This is a genomic window from Coriobacteriia bacterium (genome assembly GCA_034370385.1).
Classification (GTDB): Bacteria; Actinomycetota; Coriobacteriia; order Anaerosomatales; family PHET01; genus JAXMKZ01.
In genome coordinates, this window is sequence record JAXMKZ010000004.1 from 90752 (window position 1) to 107181 (window position 16430).

The following is a 16430-nucleotide window of genomic DNA, read 5'->3' on the forward strand; positions in this document are numbered from 1 at the left end:
GTGTTACTCCTCCCCGCCTGCGACGGGTACTTCCTCGCGGATCTCATCGTGCGCGGCCATCATGGCTTCCGCGCCCTTGCCGAGGTACGCCTCGATGACCTTGGGATCACGCTGAATCTCTGCGGGCAGCCCCTGCGCGATGAGCTCGCCGAAGTCCAGGACGTAGATGCGGTCCGCGATGTCCATGACGACCTTCATGTCGTGCTCGATAAGAAGCACCGTCACGCCATTTTCGCGCACCTTGCGAACCAGGCCGTTGAGCGACTGGGTCTCCTGCGGGTTCATGCCTGCGGCCGGCTCGTCGAGCAGGATGAGCCGGGGCTCCGTCGCCAGGGCTCGCGCGATCTCAAGTCGGCGCTGGTCACCGTAGGGCAGGTTCTTCGCGAGCTCGTTTGCGACGTTCTCAAGGCCTACGAACTGCAGCCACTCGCGCGCCTTGCTCTCGGTCTGACGCTCCTCACGCTTGAACTTCGGCGTACGAAAGATCGCGCCGATGGGGCCTTCCTTGGTTCGCGTGTGACGTCCGACCATGACGTTCTCGAGCGCGGTCATGTTCTGGAAGAGCCTGATGTTTTGGAACGTGCGTGAGATGCCCATCTTGGCAATCTTGTGTGGTTTGACGCCACCGACGGACTGGCCCTCGAAGGTCAGCGTCCCTTCAGTCGGCGTGTAGATGCCGGTGAGCAGGTTGAAGAACGTCGTCTTGCCGGCGCCGTTGGGGCCGATGAGCGCGACGATCTCGCCCTCTTCGACATTCATGGTCACGTTGCTCACGGCCTTGAGGCCGCCGAACTGCATCGTGACGTTGTTTGCTTCTACCACGCGTGCCATGTCACTCCGTACCTCTCTGCGACCGGCCTACAAGTCCTCGCCCGGGGTTGCGGTGTCGTGCTGAGCGTCATAGATGGTCTGGTTCATATCGTCGAGCGTCTTGTCGTCATCCGGATGCAGCTCGCGCGCCCTGCGCTTTGACGGCAGGATCCCCTGCGGTCTCCACGCCATCATGATGACCATGAGCAGTCCGAACACGAGGTACCGGTAGTTCGAGACGGCAGACTGGGCTTCTGCGGAGAGATCCAAGATGCCCGACGAAGCCATCCCGCGAATGAACTCAGGTACGCCCTGGATGATGAGCGCGCCGACGATGGCCCCAGGGATGGACCCCATGCCGCCGAGGACGACGACGCAGACCACGAAAACCGACTCCATGAACGTGAAGGACTCCGGACTCACAAAGCCCTGGAAGTTCGCAAACGTGATGCCGGCGATACCGCCCCATAGGGCGCCCAGCGAGAAGGCGTAGAGCTTCGCACCCGTGATGTTGACGCCCATCGAGGCCGCAGCCACTTCATCCTCGCGCATGGCGGTCCACGAGCGACCAAGACGCGAGTCATCAAGACGGCGCACCACGAAGATGGTCAGCAGACACAGCAACACGATGATGTAGTACCAGTACACGTTCGCCGTGAACAGGAACGTGAACCCGTTCGGTCCGATCTCCGGGAGCTTGAAGTACGTCACTCCCGCGAGCCATTCGAGTCCGAACGGCTTGGGAACCACCTCGCCCGCCTTGGGCAGACCGGCGGCACCGTTGGAAAGGTTGAGCACGTTGTTGTTCAGGGCGATGCGGACGATCTCGCCGAAGCCCAGTGTGACAATCGCGAGGTAGTCGCCGCGCAAGCGCAGAACAGGCGTGCCGAGTGCGACACCGGTGAGCATGGCCGCGACTGCGGCGATCGGAATCATGATGAAGTACGACAGCCCCGGCATCCACGGCTGATCAGGGAACGTGACGGCCAGCCAGTTCGAAAGTGGCATCCCGCCGATCATGCCCGCGTAGGCGCCGATGGCGTAGAACGCGATGTAGCCGAGATCGAGCAGCCCCGCGTAGCCGACCACGATGTTGAGGCCGAGCGCCAACATGACGTAGAGGCCGACGATTGCCAGGATGCGGACCATGAAGAGCTGCCCGAATCCCTGGAAGATGATCGGGGCGAGTGCCACGACGAGGCCGATGCCCACGAACAGGGCGATCCGTGCTGGCGTCATCTTGTCTGAGGCGACTTTGGTCGCCACGTTCATTTTGCTCCCGCCCATAGTTACACCTTCTCCACTACGGATTCGCCGAGCAGGCCGCCCGGCCGGAAGATCAGGACAAGAATGAGGATGCCAAACGCGATGACATCCTTATAGCCGGTAGAGAGGAACCCGGCTCCAAGCGATTCGACGATGCCAAGAGTGAAGCCCCCGAGCATGGCTCCACGTAGGTTTCCGATTCCACCGAGAACCGCCGCTGTGAACGACTTGATTCCCGGGATGAAGCCCATCGAGAACACGACGGTTCCGTAGTACATACCATGAAACACACCAGCGACCGCGCCGAGCGCCGGACCGATGAAGAAGGCGAGCGCGATGATGTAGTTGATGTTGATGCCCATGAGGCCTGCAGCCTCGCGGTCCTGCGAGGTCGCGCGCATCGCCTTGCCTATCTTGGTGCGCGAAATGAACGTGTCCAAGATGAACAGCAGTGCGAGCGAGGTGCCGATGATGAGCAGTTGCAGCGTACTCAGGGTGGCTCCACCGATCGTGATCGCCGGCTTCACCGGGAAGAACATGGGATACGGGAGGGCCTTCGAGTCCACCCACAGCAGCACGGCGTTCTGAAGGAAGATCGACACGCCGATGGCTGAGATGAGCGGGGCCAAACGAGGCGCATGACGCAGCGGCCGATAGGCCAACCGTTCGATCACGACCCCCAGAACGCCGATGGCCAGCGCCGAAACGGCGAAGACGATCACGTAGAGCGCGATCAGCCCGAAGGTGCTGCCCGTGAAGAATTCACTAGCAGGAAAGCTCTCGTTGGTAAGCCACAGCAGCATGCCGAGACCTACGTACGCGCCGCCCATGAACATCTCCGAGTGCGCGAAGTTGATCATGAGCAGGATGCCATAGACGAGCGTGTACCCGAGCGCGATGAGCGCGTACATGCCACCCAAGGTCACGCCGTTCATGAGCTGTTGGATGATGACGTCTGCAGACGACACGTTGGGGTTCCTGTTTCTCTCTCACGCGCCGGCCCCTGTGACCGCCGCGGCACCCTTCACGCAGGGACCGGGCGGGCACCGTTTCCGATGCCCGCCCGGCGCATTGCGTCAGAGCGGTTCAACACCTGAACACTTACTCAGGCAGGATCTCCGCGGCCCACGCGCCACTCACGACTTTGTAGGTGGTGATGGCCTTGTTGGTGGTGTCGCCGTTCTCATCAAACGAGATGGGACCGGTGACGCCTTCGCCGCTGAAGCCGCGAACGGCCGCGATGATCGCGTCGCGACCCTCAGGAGAGGTGACCGCGTCGGCACCCATCTCCTTGGCAACCGCAAGTGTCGCCGCGATGATGACGTTGGCAGCGTCGTAGGAGTAAGCGTCGTAGGCCGCGATCTCGTCGTTCGGGAACAAGGCCTTGTACGCTGCAGAGAACTCCTGTCCCTTCGGCAGCTTGTCGACGGGGAGGCCGATAGAGGTGCAGAAGTCGCCCTCAGCCTGCTCGGCGCCAGCAAGGTTGATGTACTCGCCGTCGTAGAGACCGTCGCCGCCCATGAGGGGCGCCTTGACGCCGGCGTCAGAGGCCTGCTTGGCCAGGATCGCGCCAGCGTTGTAGATGCCACCGTAGTAGATGAGGTCGGGATTCGCGGCCTTGATCTTGGTGACCAGGGCGTTGAAGTCCGAATCCTTATCGGAGGTCTTCTCGGTGAAGAGGACCTTGCCGCCCAGCTCCTCGAACTTCTTGGCGAACTCAGCCGCGAGGCCCTCGCCGTACGGCGTCGAGTCGTCGATGACAACGACGCTCTTGAAGCCCAGCTTGCCGAAAGCGCTCTCGGCGCCCACAGGACCCTGAACGTCGTCGGTCGCGCAGACGCGGTTGACGGCGGAGAAGCCCTGCAGCGTGAGAGCGGGGTTCGTCGAGGCCGGGGAGACCATGACGATCTTGTTGTCCTGGTAGACCTTCGACGCGGGGATGGAGACACCTGAGTTCAGGTGGCCCATGACGCCCACGAGGTTCGGGTCCGACGCGAAGGTGTTGGCCACGGTCACGCCGGTCTTCGGGTCACCCTGGTCGTCACCGTCAACCGCCTGGAACGTGATGCCAAGCTCCTTGGCCTCAGCGCTCTCGTTGGCCTGGCTGATGGCGAGGCCAGCGCCGCGCTTCATGCCCTGGCCAAGAGCAACCGCGCCCTGGGTCAGCGGGGCACCGATACCGATCTTGATGGCCATTGCTTCGGCCGCAGGCTCCTCGCCTGTGTCCGTGGTCTCTCCGCCACCGCAGCCCGTCGCGATCATAGAAACCGCGACGAGGGCCGCCATGATGGCGAGGAGGCGCCTGTTGCGCACCTTCATAGTCCCTCCCTTGCTTGTTGAAACTCTTGCCGACAGTGGCGGCGCGGCAATCCCTCTGATAGACCGCGCATTGCTGGCGGTCATCCCACCGCACCGCAACCCAAATAGCGTAGCACAGTGACTCGCGAGGCAACAACGGACTCGGGGAGGAGCGCGAACCTGCTCAGATGTAGTACAGAGGCTGTGAATCCGCGTCGAGTTCGGCCTGCCGCCTGCCCAGCTCCTGGAGAGTGACATTCGCCAGGAACGAGTGCAGGGTCCCCGCCGCCTCCGCCCACAGCTCGGCGCTGGCCGAACCCGGTTGGCGCGGCACGTCGAGCACCTCGCCCTGAACGGCCTCCACCACCTCGGCCACGGTGATCTCCGCGGCAGGTCGGGCAAGAGCGCATCCGCCCGCTGCACCCCGACGGCAGGTCACGATGCCGGCGTGCGCCATGAGGGTCACCTGCTGCTCGACGAAGCGCTTCGGCAACCTCAGGTTCTGGGCGAGGTCCCCCGCAGCGATGTGGGTACCCGCCGGCATCGTGGCGAGCATGACGAGCGCCTGCAGTGCGTAGTCCAGCCGCTGGGAGACTCGCATCTACCCGGCCTGTTCCCACAGCGCGGTGCTCAGGTAACGCTCGCCGGTCGACGGTGCCACCGTGACGATGACGCGTCCGGCCATCTCCTCGCGCGCGGCGATCCTGAGTGCGGCTGCCACGTTGGCTCCGCTTGAGATGCCCACGAGCATGCCCTCCTCCGAGGCGAGCCTGCGAGCCGTGGCGATCGCATCGGCGCCAGACACCGTGAGCACTTCGTCGAGCAGCTCGATGGCCAGGTTGGCCGGAACGAAGTTCGCGCCGATGCCCTGAATGAGATGGGGGGCGGGAGCAAGCGGTTCGCCGGCCCGTGTCTGGGTGATCAGGGGCGACTCTGCGGGCTCGACCGCGATCAGGAGCGCGCCGGGGCGGTGCTCCTTCAGATAGCGGCCCACGCCGCTGATGGTCCCGCCGGTGCCCACGCCCGCCACGAAGGCCCCGAGGTCATCGTTCTCGGTCGCCACGTCGACCTCCGGCCCGGTGGTCAGGTAGTGCACGTGCGGGTTTGCCGGGTTGTCGAACTGGCTCGGCATGAACGCGCCTTCGGTCAGCTCGACCAGGCGCAAGGCCTCGTCGACCGCACCCTGCATCCCCCGCTCCTTGGGGGTCAACACGAGCTCGGCGCCGTAGGCCGCAAGCAGTTTGCGCCGCTCGACAGACATCGACTCCGGCATGGTCAGAATGACGCGGTAGCCCCGTGTGGCCCCCACCATCGCAAGCGCGATTCCCGTGTTGCCGCTCGTGGGCTCCACGAGGACCGACTCGCCCGGGCGGATGATCCCGCGCGATTCGGCGTCGTCGATCATGGCACGTCCGATGCGGTCCTTGACCGAACCACCCGGGTTGCGCGACTCGAGCTTGACGAGCACCGTCCCCGGTAATCCGCTGCTCAGAGTGCGCAGCGGGACGACCGGGGTGTGCCCGATGGTTGCAGCGATGTCGGTGAACCTGTGTGCAAATCCGCCCATGATGGAGCTCCTCTCGTGTGGCTCAGAGACAGTCTACCCGCACGCGCTTCGGATTACTCGCACCATTCTAGTGCTTTATGTGCGATTACCCTGCCCGGTGAGCGAACGTCGCTGTTGTGGAATACCACCAACAGGGAACCTGTCCAAGGGAGCGCCGATGGAATTCGACTGGGTCTGGGTGTGGGTATCGCTGGCGGTCATTCTGAGCGTCGCTGAGATCTTCACCGGAGGATTCTTCCTGCTTCCCTTCGGCATCGGAGCCGCCGTCGCGGCACTGATTCAGTTCTTCTGGGGGCCCAGCTCCATCGGTTGGCAGTGGGCCGCTTTCGTCGGGGTATCGAGCGTTCTGCTGGTGACGATGCGCCGCTTCGCCGACCACATCACTGACAACGACGTCCCGCAGTCCATGGCCGCCAACCGCCTGCTGGGCAAGACCGGCGTCCTCCTCGGCGCAATTGAACCGCCTGAGTGCCAAGGACTTGTCCGCGTGGACCGTGAAGAGTGGCGGGCAGAGTCACCCGGCTGTTCGGTTCTCATGCCCGGTACCCAGGTCGAAGTGATCGGGGTCGAAGGTGCCCATCTCGTCGTACGACCGTTGAGCGAAGCGTCGGCAACCGACGCCTGACCGAAGGGAATCGTCATGACCGGAGCTGTTGTCGGCATCGTTCTGCTCGGGATGTTCGGGGCGCTGTTCGCGCTCATCTACTTCGCTGCGGCGATCCGCATCGTCCGTCCGTACCAGAAAGGCGTGCTCGAGCGCCTCGGCAAGTACCAGAAGACCTTCGAGCCGGGGCTGCACGTCATCATCCCGTTCTTCGACAAGATCACTAAGGTCGACATGCGAGAAAACGTGGTCGACGTGCCCCCGCAGGAAGTCATCACCAAAGACAACGTCGTCGTCACCGTCGACGCCGTCGTCTACTACGAGGCCACCGATCCCGTGAAGCTCATCTACAACGTGGCGAACTTCTACATGGCAGCAACCAAGCTCGCCCAGACGAACCTGAGAAACGTCATCGGCGAGATGCAACTGGACGAGTCACTGACCAGCCGCGAGAAGATCAACGCCACGCTGCGACAGATCCTCGATGACGCCACGGACAAGTGGGGCGTGCGCGTGGTGCGCGTGGAGCTGCAGCGCATCGAGCCGCCGCTGGACGTCACCGAGGCCATGCACCGCCAGATGAAGGCGGAGCGCACGCGGCGAGCACTCATCCTCGAAGCCGATGGCGACAAGCAGGCCGCCATCACGCGCGCTGAAGGTTCGAAGCAGGCGGCTATCCTCGATGCCGAAGGTCGCGCGACCGCCATCAAGGAAGTCGCAACTGCCGAGAAGTTCCAGAAGATCGCGGTCGCCGAGGGCGAGGCCCAGGCCATCGAAACGGTGTATGCGGCTATCCACCGTGGCGATCCCACGAGCGATCTGCTCGCCGTGCGCTACCTGGACGCACTGCCCAAGATCGCCAATGGCCAGGCGACCAAGATATTCATGCCCTACGAGATCAGCGACGTGCTGGGCGCGATAGGCGGACTCGCGGAGGCGTTCAAGAGCGGCTCAACCCCGATAGACGCACCCAACAACGCCGTCTGACGAACCGGGGCGGCTCCCTCCAGCGTCACGTACTGAGCTATTCCCAGACCGGACAGGATGAGAAGCGCGACCACGGCCGCAACCGTGACCGACGCCATCGCCGGCTCCTCGCTCGCTGCGGTGAAGTGCGTCAGTCCGGCAAGCAGGAGAGCGACGCTCCCCCACATAGCCACGAGAAGCCACGAGACGGCGCTGCCACTCACCAACGCGATGGCCGCCGCAAACGACGCGAACGCGCCCATGATCACGAGCGCATAGGCCGCGAGACGCGGCGAGAAGGGATAGGCGAGCCCCGCCAGCCCAGCGAACCCTGCCGCGGCGAGCAGCGGGGTCGCGTTGGCCGGTCTGGCGGCCACTGCCATTGCGCCCGCCCCGCACAGCGCGCACATGACCACGCTGACGCGGACGAGAACTGAAGGTGATGATGTCGCCGATGGAGCGCTCATGCGCTCAGGGTACTACCGCGCGCGGCCGAGCGGTACGGTGACCAGGACCTCGCCGTTGCGAATCATGGCCGGAAACGTCCTGACATCGGCGTTCGGGTGGTCCGTGGTGCCGTCGCGCACATCGTAGCGCCACCCGTGCCACGGACAGACGAGCGCATACCCGTCCACAAACCCCTCGTCGAGCGGCGCGAACGCATGGCGGCAGACGTTGGACAGAGCGAAGACCTCCTCGCCCACTCGGACGACGGCAAGGTCGACCTTGCCCACCTTCACGTGCCGCGCGGTTCCGGGCTGAAGGTCTTCGACCAGGCAGACCGGCACGTCGACCTGAGTGCCAGGTTCAGGCTGCTCGATGACGCCGATCAGGTCGGCGCCGTCTTCGACATCTTCGCGGATGAACAGTCCGCACCAGCACTTGCGCAGTGCGGCGAACTCGTCGAGGTAGAAGGGAATGCAGGGGCAGACGATCTTGAGGTCCTCCTTGGGATCACCCACCCTCACCCGACACGGACAGTAGACGTCGCCGTCACGCTCGAGGACGACGAGCTCGCTCTCCAACACCTCGTCGACGAACTCGATCTCGGTGTTGAACTTGTAACCGAGACGCTCCGCGAACGGCCCCATGTAGGCCTTGAGATCGTCGACGGTCGTACCCTCGAAGAAGACGCGGCGCACGCGCTCTCCCCTCTCGTCTGAAGAATGCGGAGCCCTAGATGCCGAGGATGTCAGCCATCTTGGTCTTGTTGAAGCCCACGATGACCTCGTCGTCAGCGACGAGCACCGGGAAGGAAGTGCCGTTGGACAGGCGCTTCACCTCATCGATCGCCGCCTGCTTCTCGTCGCCATCGAGCAGGTCGACCTCGGTCATGTCGTAGGTGATGCCGTGGTCGTCCAGATAGCGCTTGGTCATGCGACAGTACGGGCAAGTCGACAGACCGTATAGGTGAATCTTCATCACTTCTCCTTCGCGGGCCGGCCCCGAGAGTTCCAGCGTGTTAGAGGGTTGTATTCCCCATTCGCCGAAGGAACCGCTCAGCAAGGGGCATGAATAACGGGTAGCATCGTGCGCTTCGCCCGAGTACGACAACAAGAGGAGACCCCCGTGGCACCGTCGCATGACGAAGAGGCTCCGCGCGCTGACACCGATTCCGACGCACGGCGCGTGCTGATCGCCGGAGGCGGCTACGCTGGTGTGACGCTCGCGGTGAAGCTGGGAAAGGCGCTTGCGAAGCGTTCCCGAACCGACGTCGAGATCGTGCTTGTCGAACCGAATCCCTGCCAGCAAGCGCTCTCCGAGCTCGATCTGGTCGCTGTGGGTCCGGAGCGTCCGGAGTTTTGCGAACTGTGGCTGCCCGCGGTGCTCAAAGGGCTGCCGGTGCGTACGTGCTTCGACAGAGTCCAAGGCATAGACCTCGCCAAGCGCGTGGTCTACACCGGCGACGGTCATGAAGTTCCGTATTGGCGAGTGGCCGTCTGCACGGGAGCGGTGCCCAGCCTGCCGCCGGTTCCCGGTCTGGCGGAGCGCGCGGTCACCATGTGGTCGGTGGCCGACGCACAGGAGCTCCAGCGCCGCGTGAACGACCAGATGAGGGCCGCCGCACGGATGCCCTCGGCGCAGGACCGACGTCGCGCACTTACCTTCGTGGTCTGCGGAGGGGGCGCCACCGGCGTGGAGATCATCGGCACCATGGGCCAGCTGCTGCCGAAACGCGCCGAAGAGATCGGCCTGGGCCGTGAGGAGTTGAGTATCTCGCTTGTCGAAGGACGCCCGCAGATCCTGTACGACCTGCGCGAGGAGCAGCGCGCCAAGGCCACTGCGCGCCTCGAGAAGCTCGGCGTACGCGTGGTGACCGGCTCGATGGTGTCGCACGTGACCGAGGATGCGGTGGTCCTGCAGGACGGGCGCGACGTGCCGGCCAGCGTTCTGGTGTGGGCCGGCGGGGCGAAGGCCGACCCTCATGCGGCCGACTGGGGCTTCGAGATGGACAACGCGAATCGTCTCATCGCCGAAGCCGACCTCAAGGCGAAGGGTCACGACGACGCCTACGTGCTGGGCGACGTGGCCGCGTTCAAGCACCCGGAGACGGGCCGCACCCTACCGATGCTCGCACAGTACGCCATACGCGAGGCGGAGCATACCGCTGACAACATCCTGCGCGAGCTCGACGGCCTGCCCACCGAGCCCTTCCAGCCGCACATGCACGGCGAGTTCGTCTCGGTGGGGCCGAGCTGGGGCATCGGCTGGGCGCTCAACATGCAACTATCCGGAATCCCCGCGATCTTCATGAAGCGGCTGACCTACGTCATGTACTGGTGGCAGGTCGGCGGTCTGCGCCTTGCGTGGAGCCGGACACGCGAGCTGTTGGCGATGCAGCGGTAGGACGCGGGCGAAGCCGATCGCCGTTCGCAGCGTCTGACGAAGCGATTCACACGCTGACAATCGGGTATAGTAGTTTGCGGTGAACCCGCCCGCGCGCGCCGCTCAAACGCATTGAGTGCGGCGTTGCGAGTGGGGAGGGGAAGACAGTGGAGGCGGTTCTCTTCGTGAGAGCCGCCTCCACTTGCGTTTCGGGGCAGGCGGGGCATCGCGGCGGTGTAGACTGCGAGCATGACTCGCCCCCCCTCCGACACACACTGCCCGGCCCTGCGCATCGTCGTGCTCGGCTCGGGCTCATCGGGCAACGCCACCGCGATCGCATACGACGGCACCCTCGTGCTCGTGGACTGCGGCTTCTCTGCGCGCGAGACCGCGAACCGGCTCTCAACGGCAGGCCTCGAGCCCGCAGAGGTCAGCGCGATCCTCGTCACCCACGAACACGGCGACCACGTGAAGGGCATCGACGTCTTCGCTCGCCGCTATGCTCCCGGATGCACCGTGTACGCGACGCCCGGTACCCTACGCCGAATGGCGCTGAACCGATCCGTCGAGTGCAGGTGCGCCGACGTCGTGGACGGCTTCTCTGTCGGGGCTCTCTCGGTGCACTCCTTCGAGACCTCGCATGACGCCGCCCAGCCGGTGGGCTATCGCATCGAGGCCGGGGGTGACGTATTCGGAGTCGCCACGGATTCGGGCGTGCTCACTCCGGCGGCCCTCGATGGCCTTCGTGACGCCACGGTACTCGGCCTGGAGTTCAATCACGACGTCGACATGCTTGAGCGCGGCCCCTATCCCTACCACCTCAAGCGGCGGATCCTCTCCGAGCAAGGGCATCTGTCCAACGCCGACGCCGCATCCGCCCTCGAGCGCCTCGCCCACGGGGGACTGAACCGCGTGATCGCCCTGCACCGGTCGCACACCAACAACACCGCCGATCTGGCCGCCGGGGCGCTGCGTGCCGCGCTCGAGCGGCTGGGGCATCCCGCCGCTGCCGAGGTGGCTCGGCAGCACGGAGTGAGCGTGCCGGCCGCACCGTGCGTGCCGACCGAAGGGTGACGGCAGCGCGTTCCCTCTACGGCGCTGTGGGCCTGACGATCTCGAGCACCGCGCGCTCGGCGCCGTCGGCATCCGGCACGACCACCGCGCCGGATGCCAGCGCCTCGATCCAGTAGGAGTCCGCCGCTCCGCCCGTGAAATCGCGGTCGTCGATAGCGCCCATCAGCACGAGCGGTTTGCCGGCACGCACGGCTATAAGCAGGTTGTCGATGTTGCCGTGCCCGAACGGCACCGGCCCCACCACGACGACGTCGGCGGTCTCGGCCAGCTGCGCCCCATGAATCGCCGCAGCCGAGTCCATCGGCGCGAACGGCGGGATGAGCGCGAACCGAACTCCAAGCGCCTCAGCCACGAGGGCATCGGCATCGCCTGCGTTGAGCGCCCCCGCTGTCACCTCGAGCCCCGCCAGAACGAGACGCCGCAGAAGCGGCGCCGCGCTGCCCGCACCACCCACGACGTGGATGCGCGCTCGCCGCCCTGCGTCGCGAACGGCCCCCTCGCGCAAGACGGGGGTCACGGCGACGCTCCCGGTAATCGGGTCGGTACCGACGACCGCGCGCACGCCGAACACAGCACGCAGCATCTCGGCGGTGAGCACGACCGTGGGAGCACCCGCATCTCCCAGCCCCCCGTCGGCCACCACCGCGATGCGATCCGCGTAGCGCGCCGCCAGATCGAGGTCGTGAAAGACCGCCAGTACCGCCAGGCCCTCATCTGCCAGCGCGTGGACGAGGTCGAGCACCTGCATGCGGTGGTTCAGGTCGAGGTGCGCCGTGGCCTCGTCCAGGAGCAGCACCCGTGGTTCGGTGGCGAGCGCCTGGGCAAGCGCCAAGCGCTGAAGGTCGCCGCCCGACAGGGCATCGACGGGCTGGTCGGAGAGGTGCGCGGTATCGGTGAGATCGAGGGCCCGGTCGACCGCCCTGCGGTCGGCTTCGGTCGGATGCCCGAACCGCGGAAGATGCGGGTGGCGACCCATCTCGACGAACTCGCGCGCGGCGATCGAGAAGCCCACGCTCACCTGCTGCGGCACGACTCCCACGAGTCTGGCGCGTTCCCGGGCCTGAATCCCGCTTGCATCGAGACCGCAGATCTCAATCGCACCCGAGATCACCTGCGCATCGCGGGTCACCGCCCGAAGCAGTGTCGACTTGCCTGCGCCGTTCGGACCGATGAGTCCCACGATCTCTCCGGCTCGCACGGACAGACGCGCGCGACCGACCACGCAGCGCCCGCCGTAGCCGACCGATACGGTGCCAAACCGCAGCGCTGTGTCGCCGAGGCGGCTCACGCGCGCTCCCCCCGCACAAGCAGCCAGATGAAGAACGGGCCGCCGAGCAGCGCCGTGACGATACCGACCGGCACCTCGATCGGCGCGATCACGGTGCGCGCCACCAGATCGGCCAGGACCAGTGCCGTGGCTCCGCCCAGCAGCGACGCCGGCAGCAAGACCCGGTGGTCGGGACCGGCAACCAGTCGTACCGCGTGCGGCACCATGAGCCCGACAAACCCGATGAGCCCTGCCACCGCCACGGCAGCCGCCGTGAGCAGCGAAGCCGTCCCCAGCGCGATCATCGTGAACCGGCGAGAGTCCAGACCCAGATGGCCGGCACGTTCATCTCCCAGCAGCATGAGATTGAGCTCACGCGTCGACAGCAGGGCGATGGCGGCGCCCACCATAAACATGGGGGCGATCATCATCACGTAGGGCCATGAGGCGGCGCTCAGTCCGCCCATCATCCAGTAGACGACGGTCGCCATCTGCTCGCGCGCAAACACCATGATGAACGAGGTGAGGGCGGCGAGTGTGTAGGACAGTGCCACACCGGCCAGAAGCAGCGAAGCGGTGTCGAGCTGACCGCGCCACGATGCCAGACGCACGACCAGCAGCATCGTCAGGGAGGCGCCCACGAACGCGGCAAGCGGAACCGTGCCGTAGCGCGCACCCGTGAAGCCCGTCGTGGCCACGAGCGCGATCATAGCCCCCAGCCCGGCACCGCTCGAGACCCCGAGGATATAGGGATCGGCGAGCGGGTTGCGGAACAGCGCCTGGTAGATCGCCCCGGCGCCCGCGAGGGCGGCTCCCACCAGCGCCGCCAGCACGACGCGCGGAAGCCGCACCCCGATGATGAGCGCATCTTCGAGTCCGGATGACCGTCCGGTGAGGGCACGCCCGATAGCCGAGATCACGTCGCCCGCCGCCACCGGCACTGCCCCGAACGCGACACCCGCGATGACCGCCGCAAAGAGCGACACCGCGAGCACGCAGAACAGGACGACGTTCGATATGCGTCGGCGGGCGACAGGCATGCTACTGGAACGCCTCGGGGTGGATCGCCTCGGCGATCTGCCTCAGACCCAGCATGATGCGAGGTCCGGGCCGCGAGACGAGGTTATCGTCCAAGACGTAGACACGTCCGGCTTTGACGGCCTGAAGTTCGGCGAATCCCGGCCGCTTCTCGAGTTCAGCCGGATCAGACATCGAACCCTTGGTGGCCAGATACACCGACGGGTCGGACTTCACCACCTTCTCGGGCGAGTACGGCACCCATCCCGCTTCATCGACGACGTTGTCGCCACCGGCAAGCGTCACGAGTTCATCGAGCAGCGTGCCGGATCCCGTGGTGAACAACGGATTCTGGGCGATCTCGACGAAGGTGCTCGCTGTTTCCTTGCCAGCCACCGCATCGGCGACCTTCTGAGCCTCAAGTCTCATCTGCGCGACGACGCCCTCTCCGGCCTCGACCTCGTTCACCGCGGCCGCAACCTCAGAGATGACCTCGTAGACCCCGTCAAGAGACTGCGGATCGATGGCGATGACCGTGGCGCCCAGCTCCTCGAGCTGAGTGATCACGTCGGCTTGCACCCCTGTGGTAGCGAGGATGAGATCCGGATCGGCCCCTGCTATCGCCTCGAGGTTGGGTCCGGCGAAGTCGCCCACCTTCGCGATGTCAGCGACCTCGGCCGGGTAGTCGTCGTAGCTGGTCACGCCAACCACGCGATCGCCCGCACCGACCGCGAAGAGCATCTCGGTGTTGGCGGGTGCCAGCGAGACGATGCGCTGCGGCTCTACCTTGATGGTGACCGTGCGGTTTGCGTCGTCGGTGATCGTGAGCGGGTAGGTGGTCGACACCGGCGTCTCGGCCACCGGCTGCAGCGCCTCTTCCGCGGGCGCGCCACAGCCGGTGGCCAACGCCGCGACTGCGGCCAGTGCAAGTGCGGCCATGCCCAGTCGGGCACGCCTGGTGCGGGTCGAGCGGGCGATGCGGGTCATGCGCTTCTCCTTCTCCTTCGTCGGATGACGCGCCCGCGGTTCGGAAAACGAAAAGACCCGCTGTCCACGTGGGACGGCGAGTCTTCGAATGCCGGTACGGAGCGGTTCGGGGCCCGGTGGTTCACTGAGCCGCGAGCCGGCCTTGGTCCTCGAAGGCCGCGTCGCGCACCGCATGGCAGGTCTCCTGACTGACGAGGACGCGTTCTCCCTCGCATCACAGTGGCGGGTCCCGTCCCGGATTCTCACCGGGTTCCCTATTCTCCCCGCAGCCGAGTTTCGCGGCCATACGCGGGGCACCATGCGGCACCTATTCGATTGACAATGTGCGTGCAGTCTAGCGCACGCAACCGCCCCGGCGCCATGCGCTCTCAACCGCCCGCTGCCCTGCGCTCTCAACCGCCCGGTGCCCGGCGCGGTCAAGGGCCGATCAGAACAGGTCGTCGAACGCCTGCACCGCGGCCGCCGTGCCGTGCTCGTTGGGAAAATCGTCGATCGTCACGTAGATGGGCGGCTCGAGCACATGCCCGAGTATCTGAAGCCCCTCCAAGATCGCGTCGAGAAGCACGTCATGGCTCACGAAAACGAGCAGCATCTGATGATCGATCGTCGCGTGGGCATCTCCCGTCAGCGCATAGCGGCTCGTCGCGGTGTGCGCGACGATTCCCTCACACAACGTGCCCTCGCCGATGAACTCAAGTCCGAACACGCCATGATCCGACTCGAACAGCCGTCGGTACGACCGGCCGGTGGGCTCGTAAGCTCCCGCGCGCTCGAGGGCATCCAGTCCGGTGCCGCTGGTGAAGGGAGACTCAGGCAGAAGCGCGATGATCTCACGAAGGTTGGCGAGCATCAGAAGCGCCCTCGCCGGCAAAATCTCTCGCAGCACTCCGTACGCGAGCACCGCCTCGGCATCGGAACGCGACGTCAGCAGTGTCTCGACCAAGTCGAAGTCGAGGTCGTCGGGGATCTGGTGCAGCGCACGCCGCGTGTCAGCCATCTGCGCCCCCCTGGAGCCTCCCTGCCCGAGCCCGTGCGATGACCCATGCGCCTGCCAGTGTCGCGATCGCGAGCGATATCACGATCCCGAAGAACATCGCCTTGATGATGATCTCATCGGAGTTCATGACCGGGCTGTCCGGATGAAGCGCACGCCCCGGCCCCAGAACCGCTCTCAGAATCACGACCCACATGAAGGTGACGAAGCCCAAGTCGATTCCGGCGAGCACGCGCCGGTCCTCGAAGACCAGGGCGAGTGCGATCACGGCGAACGCCGCGACGAGGATCCAGAACTGGGCAAGCAGCCGTGGGTCGGCGGCCGCAACCGTCAGCGGCGACGCCTTCGAGCCCGTGAAGTCCCACGTGGAAAGCGCCGCATTCAGACCGAGGATCGAGCCGACGAGCCACATAGGAATGGCGATCCAACGCAGTGCCTCTTCCCACCGATAGGCTCCTTCGCGCCGCGTGAAGAGGTACACGAGGGCGAGCAGGGCCACGGATGAGAATGCCCCGAGATTGACCCACGTCATCGCTCCGTGAAAGACCGGTAGCCTCACTTTGGTGCCGAGGCCCTGGACTGCGGGGAAGTTGGCGGCGCACAGCAGAGCGCCGATCAGGCCCGCGGCGACCAGTGTCCAGGGCAGCCACGCCGGTACCCGCGAATCCCGCCTCATCAGACCCCATTCTTCATCAGACCCAACGGACAATCACGAGGTCAGTCTAGCAAGCGGCGCGCCGTGTGGGTGCGCAGA

The 16430-nt window shown here is 65.5% G+C and carries 18 protein-coding genes and 1 riboswitch; of the genes, 4 read left to right on the forward strand and 14 right to left on the reverse strand.

Annotation, left to right across the window (positions count from 1 at the left end; genetic code table 11):
- Positions 1 to 3: 3 nt before the first annotated feature.
- From U1E26_00500 to cysK, 6 genes are all read right to left on the reverse strand, one after another.
- The gene (locus U1E26_00500; protein MDZ4168120.1) at positions 4 to 831 is read right to left on the reverse strand and encodes an ABC transporter ATP-binding protein; all 828 of its coding nucleotides are present in this window, start codon (positions 829 to 831) and stop codon (positions 4 to 6) included.
- A gap of 27 nt (positions 832 to 858) precedes the next feature.
- Entirely contained in the window at positions 859 to 2097 is a 1239-nt protein-coding gene (locus U1E26_00505; GenBank protein MDZ4168121.1) for an ABC transporter ATP-binding protein, read from the reverse strand.
- 2 nt (positions 2098 to 2099) lie between these two features.
- On the reverse strand, positions 2100 to 3044 hold the full coding sequence (locus tag U1E26_00510) for a branched-chain amino acid ABC transporter permease (GenBank protein ID MDZ4168122.1): 945 nt from the start codon (positions 3042 to 3044) through the stop codon (positions 2100 to 2102).
- Between the two features lie 133 nt (positions 3045 to 3177).
- Positions 3178 to 4395: a branched-chain amino acid ABC transporter substrate-binding protein gene (locus U1E26_00515; GenBank protein MDZ4168123.1), complete on the reverse strand. Its 1218-nt coding sequence runs from the start codon at positions 4393 to 4395 to the stop codon at positions 3178 to 3180.
- 163 nt (positions 4396 to 4558) lie between these two features.
- Positions 4559 to 4975, reverse strand: a complete 417-nt coding sequence (locus U1E26_00520; GenBank protein ID MDZ4168124.1) for an Rrf2 family transcriptional regulator — start codon at positions 4973 to 4975, stop codon at positions 4559 to 4561.
- Complete coding sequence (gene cysK, locus U1E26_00525; GenBank protein ID MDZ4168125.1) at positions 4976 to 5941, reverse strand: cysteine synthase A; 966 nt, start codon at positions 5939 to 5941, stop codon at positions 4976 to 4978.
- A 157-nt stretch (positions 5942 to 6098) separates the two neighbouring features.
- On the opposite strand from cysK, the gene U1E26_00530 reads away from it, so the two are divergent.
- Together U1E26_00530 and U1E26_00535 are read left to right on the forward strand one after the other, a co-directional pair.
- On the forward strand, positions 6099 to 6566 hold the full coding sequence (locus tag U1E26_00530) for an NfeD family protein (protein MDZ4168126.1): 468 nt from the start codon (positions 6099 to 6101) through the stop codon (positions 6564 to 6566).
- 51 nt (positions 6567 to 6617) lie between these two features.
- On the forward strand, positions 6618 to 7532 hold the full coding sequence (locus tag U1E26_00535) for an SPFH domain-containing protein (protein ID MDZ4168127.1): 915 nt from the start codon (positions 6618 to 6620) through the stop codon (positions 7530 to 7532).
- On the opposite strand, the gene U1E26_00540 is transcribed toward U1E26_00535, so the two are convergent.
- From U1E26_00540 to U1E26_00550, 3 genes are read right to left on the reverse strand one after another with little or no spacing between them, the layout of a single operon-like run.
- A complete protein-coding gene (locus U1E26_00540; protein ID MDZ4168128.1) occupies positions 7436 to 7978 on the reverse strand; it encodes a hypothetical protein in 543 nt (180 codons plus the stop codon). The two genes, U1E26_00535 and U1E26_00540, sit on opposite strands and share 97 nt — an antisense overlap.
- A 12-nt stretch (positions 7979 to 7990) precedes the next feature.
- Positions 7991 to 8653 carry a Rieske 2Fe-2S domain-containing protein gene (locus U1E26_00545; GenBank protein ID MDZ4168129.1) on the reverse strand — a complete coding sequence of 221 codons (663 nt, stop codon included), beginning with the start codon at positions 8651 to 8653 and terminating at the stop codon, positions 7991 to 7993.
- A 34-nt stretch (positions 8654 to 8687) separates the two neighbouring features.
- Complete coding sequence (locus tag U1E26_00550) at positions 8688 to 8933, reverse strand: glutaredoxin family protein (GenBank protein MDZ4168130.1); 246 nt, start codon at positions 8931 to 8933, stop codon at positions 8688 to 8690.
- A gap of 147 nt (positions 8934 to 9080) precedes the next feature.
- Here U1E26_00550 and U1E26_00555 point away from each other — a divergent pair, with 147 nt between their 5' ends.
- Both U1E26_00555 and U1E26_00560 read left to right on the forward strand, forming a co-directional pair.
- Positions 9081 to 10358: an NAD(P)/FAD-dependent oxidoreductase gene (locus tag U1E26_00555; GenBank protein ID MDZ4168131.1), complete on the forward strand. Its 1278-nt coding sequence runs from the start codon at positions 9081 to 9083 to the stop codon at positions 10356 to 10358.
- Between the two features lie 228 nt (positions 10359 to 10586).
- Complete coding sequence (locus U1E26_00560; protein MDZ4168132.1) at positions 10587 to 11411, forward strand: MBL fold metallo-hydrolase; 825 nt, start codon at positions 10587 to 10589, stop codon at positions 11409 to 11411.
- 16 nt (positions 11412 to 11427) lie between these two features.
- Here U1E26_00560 and U1E26_00565 read toward each other — a convergent pair whose 3' ends face one another.
- From U1E26_00565 to U1E26_00585, 5 genes are all read right to left on the reverse strand, one after another.
- Positions 11428 to 12699: an ABC transporter ATP-binding protein gene (locus tag U1E26_00565; GenBank protein ID MDZ4168133.1), complete on the reverse strand. Its 1272-nt coding sequence runs from the start codon at positions 12697 to 12699 to the stop codon at positions 11428 to 11430.
- Entirely contained in the window at positions 12696 to 13718 is a 1023-nt protein-coding gene (locus U1E26_00570; GenBank protein ID MDZ4168134.1) for an iron ABC transporter permease, read from the reverse strand. The genes U1E26_00565 and U1E26_00570 overlap by 4 nt, the downstream gene beginning before the upstream one ends.
- A gap of 1 nt (position 13719) precedes the next feature.
- The gene (locus tag U1E26_00575; protein MDZ4168135.1) at positions 13720 to 14682 is read right to left on the reverse strand and encodes an ABC transporter substrate-binding protein; all 963 of its coding nucleotides are present in this window, start codon (positions 14680 to 14682) and stop codon (positions 13720 to 13722) included.
- Between the two features lie 156 nt (positions 14683 to 14838).
- Positions 14839 to 14998: riboswitch (cobalamin riboswitch) on the reverse strand.
- 111 nt (positions 14999 to 15109) lie between these two features.
- Entirely contained in the window at positions 15110 to 15679 is a 570-nt protein-coding gene (locus U1E26_00580; protein MDZ4168136.1) for a hypothetical protein, read from the reverse strand.
- On the reverse strand, positions 15672 to 16352 hold the full coding sequence (locus tag U1E26_00585; protein MDZ4168137.1) for a hypothetical protein: 681 nt from the start codon (positions 16350 to 16352) through the stop codon (positions 15672 to 15674). Before U1E26_00585 ends, U1E26_00580 begins: the two co-directional genes overlap by 8 nt.
- Positions 16353 to 16430 lie beyond the last annotated feature (78 nt).

Excerpts from the sequence above, each read along its gene's own strand:
- U1E26_00500 (MDZ4168120.1), bottom strand. The coding sequence starts at position 831 with ATGGCACGCGTGGTAGAAGCAAACAACGTCACGATGCAGTTCGGCGGC.
- U1E26_00505 (MDZ4168121.1), bottom strand. The coding sequence starts at position 2,097 with ATGGGCGGGAGCAAAATGAACGTGGCGACCAAAGTCGCCTCAGACAAG.
- U1E26_00515 (MDZ4168123.1), bottom strand. The coding sequence starts at position 4,395 with ATGAAGGTGCGCAACAGGCGCCTCCTCGCCATCATGGCGGCCCTCGTC.
- U1E26_00520 (MDZ4168124.1), bottom strand. The coding sequence starts at position 4,975 with ATGCGAGTCTCCCAGCGGCTGGACTACGCACTGCAGGCGCTCGTCATG.
- cysK (MDZ4168125.1), bottom strand. The coding sequence starts at position 5,941 with ATGGGCGGATTTGCACACAGGTTCACCGACATCGCTGCAACCATCGGG.
- U1E26_00530 (MDZ4168126.1), top strand. The coding sequence starts at position 6,099 with ATGGAATTCGACTGGGTCTGGGTGTGGGTATCGCTGGCGGTCATTCTG.
- U1E26_00535 (MDZ4168127.1), top strand. The coding sequence starts at position 6,618 with ATGTTCGGGGCGCTGTTCGCGCTCATCTACTTCGCTGCGGCGATCCGC.
- U1E26_00540 (MDZ4168128.1), bottom strand. The coding sequence starts at position 7,978 with ATGAGCGCTCCATCGGCGACATCATCACCTTCAGTTCTCGTCCGCGTC.
- U1E26_00550 (MDZ4168130.1), bottom strand. The coding sequence starts at position 8,933 with ATGAAGATTCACCTATACGGTCTGTCGACTTGCCCGTACTGTCGCATG.
- U1E26_00560 (MDZ4168132.1), top strand. The coding sequence starts at position 10,587 with ATGACTCGCCCCCCCTCCGACACACACTGCCCGGCCCTGCGCATCGTC.
- U1E26_00570 (MDZ4168134.1), bottom strand. The coding sequence starts at position 13,718 with ATGCCTGTCGCCCGCCGACGCATATCGAACGTCGTCCTGTTCTGCGTG.
- U1E26_00575 (MDZ4168135.1), bottom strand. The coding sequence starts at position 14,682 with ATGACCCGCATCGCCCGCTCGACCCGCACCAGGCGTGCCCGACTGGGC.
- U1E26_00580 (MDZ4168136.1), bottom strand. The coding sequence starts at position 15,679 with ATGGCTGACACGCGGCGTGCGCTGCACCAGATCCCCGACGACCTCGAC.
- U1E26_00585 (MDZ4168137.1), bottom strand. The coding sequence starts at position 16,352 with ATGAGGCGGGATTCGCGGGTACCGGCGTGGCTGCCCTGGACACTGGTC.